This window comes from Acidobacteriota bacterium, from assembly GCA_022562055.1.
GTDB lineage: Bacteria > Actinomycetota > Acidimicrobiia > Spongiisociales > UBA5794 > BMS3BBIN02.
The window spans coordinates 1-6,742 of record JADFQA010000065.1 but is presented as its reverse complement, the minus strand read 5'-3'; the positions used below and the strand labels follow the sequence as shown (position 1 = coordinate 6,742).

At 60.0% G+C, this 6,742-nt stretch carries 6 protein-coding genes; 5 read left to right on the top strand and 1 reads right to left on the bottom strand.

What is annotated here, in order from left to right:
• Positions 1-440 precede the first annotated feature (440 nt).
• Positions 441-587, top strand: coding sequence for a helix-turn-helix transcriptional regulator (locus IIC71_14850; GenBank protein MCH7670459.1), 147 nt, complete (start codon positions 441-443; stop codon positions 585-587).
• An 81-nt stretch (positions 588-668) separates the two neighbouring features.
• Here the strand turns inward: IIC71_14850 and IIC71_14845 are convergent, their stop codons facing one another.
• Positions 669-1,319, bottom strand: a complete 651-nt coding sequence (locus IIC71_14845) for a nitroreductase family protein (GenBank protein ID MCH7670458.1) — start codon at positions 1,317-1,319, stop codon at positions 669-671.
• A gap of 143 nt (positions 1,320-1,462) precedes the next feature.
• Between IIC71_14845 and IIC71_14840 the strand changes: the two genes are divergently transcribed.
• The 4 genes from IIC71_14840 (at position 1,463) to IIC71_14825 (ending at position 6,503) form a co-directional block, all read left to right on the top strand.
• Positions 1,463-2,599 carry an IS30 family transposase gene (locus IIC71_14840; protein ID MCH7670457.1) on the top strand — a complete coding sequence of 379 codons (1,137 nt, stop codon included), beginning with the start codon at positions 1,463-1,465 and terminating at the stop codon, positions 2,597-2,599.
• 208 nt (positions 2,600-2,807) lie between these two features.
• Positions 2,808-4,211, top strand: a complete 1,404-nt coding sequence (locus IIC71_14835; protein ID MCH7670456.1) for a glycosyltransferase family 4 protein — start codon at positions 2,808-2,810, stop codon at positions 4,209-4,211.
• Between the two features lie 268 nt (positions 4,212-4,479).
• Positions 4,480-5,508: an IS110 family transposase gene (locus IIC71_14830; GenBank protein ID MCH7670455.1), complete on the top strand. Its 1,029-nt coding sequence runs from the start codon at positions 4,480-4,482 to the stop codon at positions 5,506-5,508.
• Between the two features lie 362 nt (positions 5,509-5,870).
• Positions 5,871-6,503: a hypothetical protein gene (locus IIC71_14825; protein MCH7670454.1), complete on the top strand. Its 633-nt coding sequence runs from the start codon at positions 5,871-5,873 to the stop codon at positions 6,501-6,503.
• The last annotated feature ends 239 nt before the right edge of the window (positions 6,504-6,742 follow it).

Here is a 6,742-nt window from a genome sequence, read left to right as displayed (position 1 = left end):
AACGAGGCAACCCCGTGTCGACTTGAAGGTGCGGACCTTTCTCGTTCCCCAACAGCGTGAACGACACGATCCTTCGCATGGGTGGGAGGCTCAGCATGATGCAGGCTTCGGGCGACTACTTCTTTTGGTGCCAGATATTGTCGGAACCTGCCGCGATAGTGCTATTTCTACCCCAAACTCACGCGGCGAAGCCCGTGACGGTATGTGTTTGGCATACCGAGGTATGCGTGAACGACAAGTCCCTTGCGCGATATGTGAGCTTCGCTCTGCTGGTCCCCGATACTTACGGCACACACCATGCAGCCTCGCTCAGGAAGAGTCTGAGGGGCTTGTGAGTCGGCGAGAAATGCCGTCCCTGTCGAGTCGCGGCGCTGCTAGCTGACGGATGACTCTGCTTCCCAGGCTCACGTGCGTGACCGATGTGCGCGAGGTTTTGGTGACTGTCCCAAGAAGAGTTGGCAGTTCAATGTGGGCTACATCGGACCTATCTCGGTGCCATCGAACGAGGAGAACGACACATCTCCCTGGCGATTCTTGAAGCGCTTGCTCGGGGACTGGAGTGTGATCCGAAGGAGCTGCTTCAGTAGACCGATCTAGCCGGACATCGCACCGGATATGCGTAGCCAGCCGTGCGGAGCCGGTGGCCGAGGGAGTTCCGTGGATACGGCTCAGTCGGCCCATCTCTCATATCGGAGCAGATCCGACACGGGAGCACGAGTCAGCTTGGTGATTTGCTTCACCGGACGGCCAAGCGGGATGGCGGCGGCCACGGCGACGTGGGGCGGCAACCCGAGGGCCTGCTGGACGTCGGATTCCATCCCTGAAGGCATGGTGGTGAGCACGCCCGCGAGGCCACGTCCCCGGGCAGCGAGCAACATGCTCCACACGAGTGGGTAGATCGATGCGCCGCTGATTACTCCGACCCGGTCGAGCTGGCTGTCGAACGACGCAACCACTGAGAGATCGACGCCGACGACCAGCACCACTGGAGCCGCGTCGAAGTATCCCAACCAGTCGACCGGTTCATCGGTGTCCCATAGACCTGCAACATCGACCGTAGTGGGGTTGATGGTGTTCCACGGAGCCTCACCGACGGCCACCTGGGCGGAGTAGACCCGAGCAGCTGGAGCGGCGGCGTCCCGGATCATGGCCTTGCCTTTGGTCGAGCGGACAGCGACAATCCTGGCAGGCTGGCGGTTGCCACCCGACGGGGCGAAACGGGCAAGGTCAACGATGGCCTCGATGTCTTCGTCGGTCACGGGGTCGTTCGTCCACTCCCGACACGAGAACGTCGTGCGCAGCGCTTCATCGAGTTCCACCGGTCCTCCTCAGTCCTTAGGGCTTAGTCTCATCATTTCAGATTAGGCCTACCTCTGCACGCCCGAGCGCCACGCATAACGGCGGTGGTTTCGAGGGGTCGTTGCAACACCTTGGACGAGACTTGTCTCGATGGAGGTGCACAATGGGACGGTTGTCTGGTGTTGAGCGGAGCGAGTTGTGGGATCGGTGGGAGGCTGGCGAGTCGCAACGGTCGATAAGCCGCCACTTGCAACGGTCACCGTCAACGATCCGAACCCAGTTGATGTCGGCGGGTTGGAGACGTCCGAGTCCGCCTGCCGAGTGGTGTTCGTTGCGGCTGTCGTTGTCTGAGCGTGAGGAGATCTCAAGAGGACTGGCGTGTGACGAATCGCTGCGTTCCATTGCTCACCGGTTGGGGAGAGCACCCTCAACAGTGTCCCGTGAGGTCAAGACCAACGGCGGCCATCTGGGGTATCGGGCCACGGTGGCGCATCGGGCATCAAGGCGGAGAGCGAAACGGCCCAAGGCGACGAAACTTGCGGAGTGTCCAAGACTGTGTGAGGCAGTTGAGGAGAAACTGGATCTGTGGTGGTCACCCGGTCAGATCTCCCGGTGGCTGATACGGGCATATCCTGACGATGAGGAGATGCGAGTGTCACACGAAACAATCTACCAATCCTTGTTCGTTCAGGGCAGAGGGACTCTACGTAAGGAACTGTGGCGTTCTCTGCGCACCGGGCGTGCTGTGCGCAGGCCCCAAGGCAGACCGAAATCAACCAAGGGCCAGATCCGTGACATGGTCATGATCTCTGAGCGTCCTGCTGAGATCGAGGACCGTGCCGTTCCCGGTCATTGGGAAGGCGACCTCATCATCGGGACACACAAGTCGGCAATAGGGACCCTTGTGGAGCGTCATACCCGCTATGTGATGCTGTTCCCGCTACCTGACGGCTCCACTGCGGAATCGGTACGAGTCGCACTCACAAACACCGTCAAGAAACTCCCTGAGCATCTGTGGAAGTCTTTGACGTGGGACCAGGGCAAAGAGATGGCCCAACATGCCACCTTCACGATCGATACCGGCATCCAGGTGTTCTTCTGCGACCCGAAGTCTCCGTGGCAGCGAGGATCGAACGAAAACACCAACGGACTCCTGCGTCAGTACTTCCCGAAAGGCACCGACCTATCAATCCACACCCAAGATGTCCTCGACCAAGCCGCCCACTCCCTCAACACACGGCCTCGACAAACCCTCGACGACATGACACCATCAGAGAAACTTGCCCAAGTGTTGCAATGACCCCCTGACATCGCAGCCGTTATGGGCGGCTTTGGTGCGGGTCGATTACCTTTCAGTGAGCGGCGCGCGGAAACAATGGACGGTCGTTTGTTGCCCGTCGGTCTCGGGATCTCGAGACGTTCGTGCGACGAGTATGTGAAGTAGTGGATATGGCGTTGGCGAGCCACGACGGCGTCGTATGCCCGCCCGGTGGACAAGGATGGGGTTGATGAAGGTTGGTCGTCGAATAGTCATGACGCTGGCGTTCTATCCGAGGGGCGGATCGGCGCAGGTGGTGCGCTACCTGGGCGAGGCGCTCGAAACGCGTGGGAACGCAGTGACAGTGTGTTGTGGATCGCTTGGGCCGCAGGGATCTTCCTCGCATGCGGCGACGTTCTTTGGTGGCCTCAACGTCGAGACGCTCGACTTCACCGAAGCAGCAATGTGGTTTGAACAGGGACTGGACCCGATGACTGCGCCAGTGCCTTTCCACCCATCGTTTGAGGACCGGCCGGGTGTGCCCGATCGGGTGTTCGCCTCCCTGGACAGCGAGGCGTACGTCCGCCAGGTAGCGGTGTGGCGGTCGCTGCTTGAGCGCGTCGAGGTGCCAGATCTATACCACGTACATCACTTGACCCACGTCAACGACGCGGTTGCCGCTCTTGGCGACCGGCCCACCGTCGCACACCTACACGGCACCGAACTCAAGATGCTTGCCGAGATCCGTCTCAGCGGCGAGAAGCGGTGGAGACACGCGGCCGAGTGGGATCAACGTCTGGTGAGGGCTGCCCGCCGAGCCGATCGTCTCATCGCGATCTCACCAACAGATCGCAAGCTGGCAATCGACCTGTTGGGTGTGGACCCTTCGCTCGTCGAAATCGTGCCGAACGGAGTTGATGTCGACAGGTTCGCGCCTTTGGGCCTAGCGAGGAGTGAACGGTTGGTTCAGTGGCGCCAGTGGTTGGTGGACGAGCCACAAGGGTGGGACGAGAGTGGCCAGCCCGGAACGATCCAGTATTCGGATACCGACATAGACCGCTTCTTCCTGGACCCGACGACAGGCGAGCTGCTCCCAGTGCTGCTGTTCGTAGGGCGCTTCCTCGACTTTAAGCGGGTCCCGCTGCTCATCCGCGCCTACGCCACAGTGCGCGAGGCCCTGGGACGACACGCGCCACCGTTGGTCGTCTGGGGCGGCTATCCGGGCGAGTGGGAAGGCGAACATCCCCACACGGTGGCGACTTCATTGGGTGTCGACGGGGTCTTCTTTGTCGGCTGGCGGGGACATGAAGATCTCGCCACGGGATTCAACTGCGCTGACGCGTTCGTGGCGCCCTCGGTCGACGAGCCGTTTGGCCAGGTCTACCTTGAGGCTATGGGCTGTGGCCTGCCAGTAATCGCGACCGACTCGGGCGGCCCGACATCGTTCGTCAATATCGACCCTGCTCGGCCGAACGGCTGGCGTGTCACCCCGGACAACGAGACCCACCTCGCAGACGCCATGATCCAGGCGGCCTCCGACACATCCACCCGACTTCAACGAGGGAAACAGGCTCGACAGCTGATCGAACGCGAATTCGACTGGCGCCACATTGCCGAACACATCGAACGAATCTACAGCGACGTGCTTGCGTAGCAACAAAGTCGCTACAACCCGAAGCCCACTCCTCGAGTGCGCACATGTGCCTGATTGATACTTGTGGCAGGTGTTGCGGTGTTTCGTAGCATCTAGAGGATCCGGCTGGCCGTCTCTCTATGTGCCTGTCACCTTCGGGTTGGCTTTCTAACGAGCTGTCGGCCAGCCGGTGTCCTTGCTGGGGTGTGGCTCGAAAGAGGCGAGAACACTATCGACCCGAATCAGGAGTGCCCATCTCGGTTTCACCGTCAATGAGAAAGGCATTGTTATGACGATGATTGGGATCGACCCGCATAAGGCAACCCACACAGCGGTTGCTATTGATGATGATGAGAATGTGATTGACGAGTTCACACTTGAAGCGGCTGACGATCAGGTTGAGCGTCTCACCGATTGGGCTGCAGGATACGAAAAGCGTGAGTGGGCTGTTGAGTCCGCGAACGGGCTCGGGTATCTGGTTGCCCGTCAGCTTGTCGCTTGCGGTGAGACCGTGTTTGATGTGCCACCGGTGTTGGCGTCAAGGGTCCGATTGATGGGATCGGGACGCTCACAGAAGAACGATCCGAATGATGCTCGGTCGATAGCGATCGCGGCGTTGCGTTCAGATCGCTTGGCAACAGTCCAGCCTGATAATCATGTTGTCGTTTTGCGCCTGTTGGTGAAACGGCACCGTGACATGGCGAAGCTCCGCAACAAGCACTGCTCACGGCTCCACGCCCTCCTCGGCGAACTCGAGGCGGGTGGTATCGGGGAAAGGATCAGTGCCAGCAACGCTTGTGAGCTCCTCGACCGGATCACGGTTACTGATGAGGCGACCAGGTATCGGACCCTGATTGCCGGTGAGGTCGTTGAGGACATCACCCGAATCGACGATGCGTTGAAAGCATCCAAGAAACGGATTGCAGACGCGGTCGCCGCATCGGGAACGTCGCTGACGAACATCGTGGGTGTCGGTCCGATCGGTGCAGCAACCATCATTGGGTACACCAAGAACATCACCCGGTTCCCCACGAAAGGGCACTACGCCACCTACAACGCAACGGCACCAATCGAGGTGTCCTCAGCGGGCAACACAAGGCACCGGTTGAACCTGCGAGGGAACCGTATTTTGAACCACGCCATTCATATTGCAGCCGTCACCCAGCTGCGACACGACACGATCGGCCGCGTCTACTTCGACAAGAAGATCGCTGAAGGCAAGACCCCGAAAGAAGCGATCAGGGCGCTGAAGCGACGCATCTCAGACGCCGTCTACAGGGCCCTCGTCGTCGACGCAGCAAGACCCGCCGCGAACTGAAAAAGGGTGGGTCCGGGAGGGCAACCAGGAACGACTCTGAGTCCAGCGTGGCCAGCTTGCATCCTGAAAGCTGACTCTTCGGAAAAGCCACTTCCCGAACCCGACACCAACAATACGCCAATCCCGCAACACCGTCACGGGATCGACTCCACGCGCCCTCAACCACCTCGAAAAGACCCCCTTGACACAAAGAGGCTTCGTTATGTGCGGCGGGTTAGGTCTTTGCTTGGGGAGTCTCCCTAGACGAATCACCGACTAGCCGATTAAAATGGAGACATGGTTCGGTGTTCAACGTCCGAACCGGGCTGGTATTCAGACCCAGCCGGAGACCACGCCCAAACGGCTTACCGGGATGGTGAGAGATGACAGACGACATCCGACACTCGGACTCGGAGCCGCCGATTAGAAGCTACGTAATAGGCCTGCTGGCGGGTGCGCTTGTGTTGGCCGCATGCGGTCGGAGTGTCGAGCCCGCTGCTGTCGCCATTAGTGAGGGCCAGATAACCGTTGAACCGGAGACCATACGGGCAGGTTCCCTCCGCTATTGCCCGCCCTGGTGTCCTACGCTGTTTGAGATCACCAACGTCGGGACCGAACCTCACCGATACACAATGGTTGTGGGCCCTCACGAGCCTGAGGCCCTCCCCTTGTACGACTGGCAGAACGCCCAACAGGACTTTGGGATGGGTCCGGTGGAGTGGTGTGTCTTCATGGAGTTCGACTACGGACCGGGTGATCCACCGCCCTCCGGGGACGGTGCCTACGAAGCGAGACAAGTGCTCTGCGAGGAAGCAGTGGCCCGTGACCAGCGGATGGTCGACGGTCAGCAGGGACTCGGCTGGCTCGGGAACACTGCGGGGGAGTGGATTGCACCTGGTGAGACTGTGGAGATCAGCGGTCTCGGTGCTGGCACATACATCATCTTCTGCAACCTGCCTGGCCATTATGAGCAGGGTGAGGTAGCGGCTGTCGTTGTTCTGGAGGGCGACGGGTAAGCAACCGACTGCGCCAAGACGTCTGACACCGGGTGAACGACCACGAAGAGAAGCGCCCTATCACTCGGTCTAGATGACAAGGAGTCCGCCTGTCCTCAGGGCACATATCCGGCATTATGTCCGGTCAAGGACTCTGCTGTTTGGTCTGCATTTGGTCCGCGAGACAACACGAAACAGGGCGAATCGACGCGAGACAGTGCAAGGTGAAAACCGTTGGTGTGTATGTACTATCGGCCGAT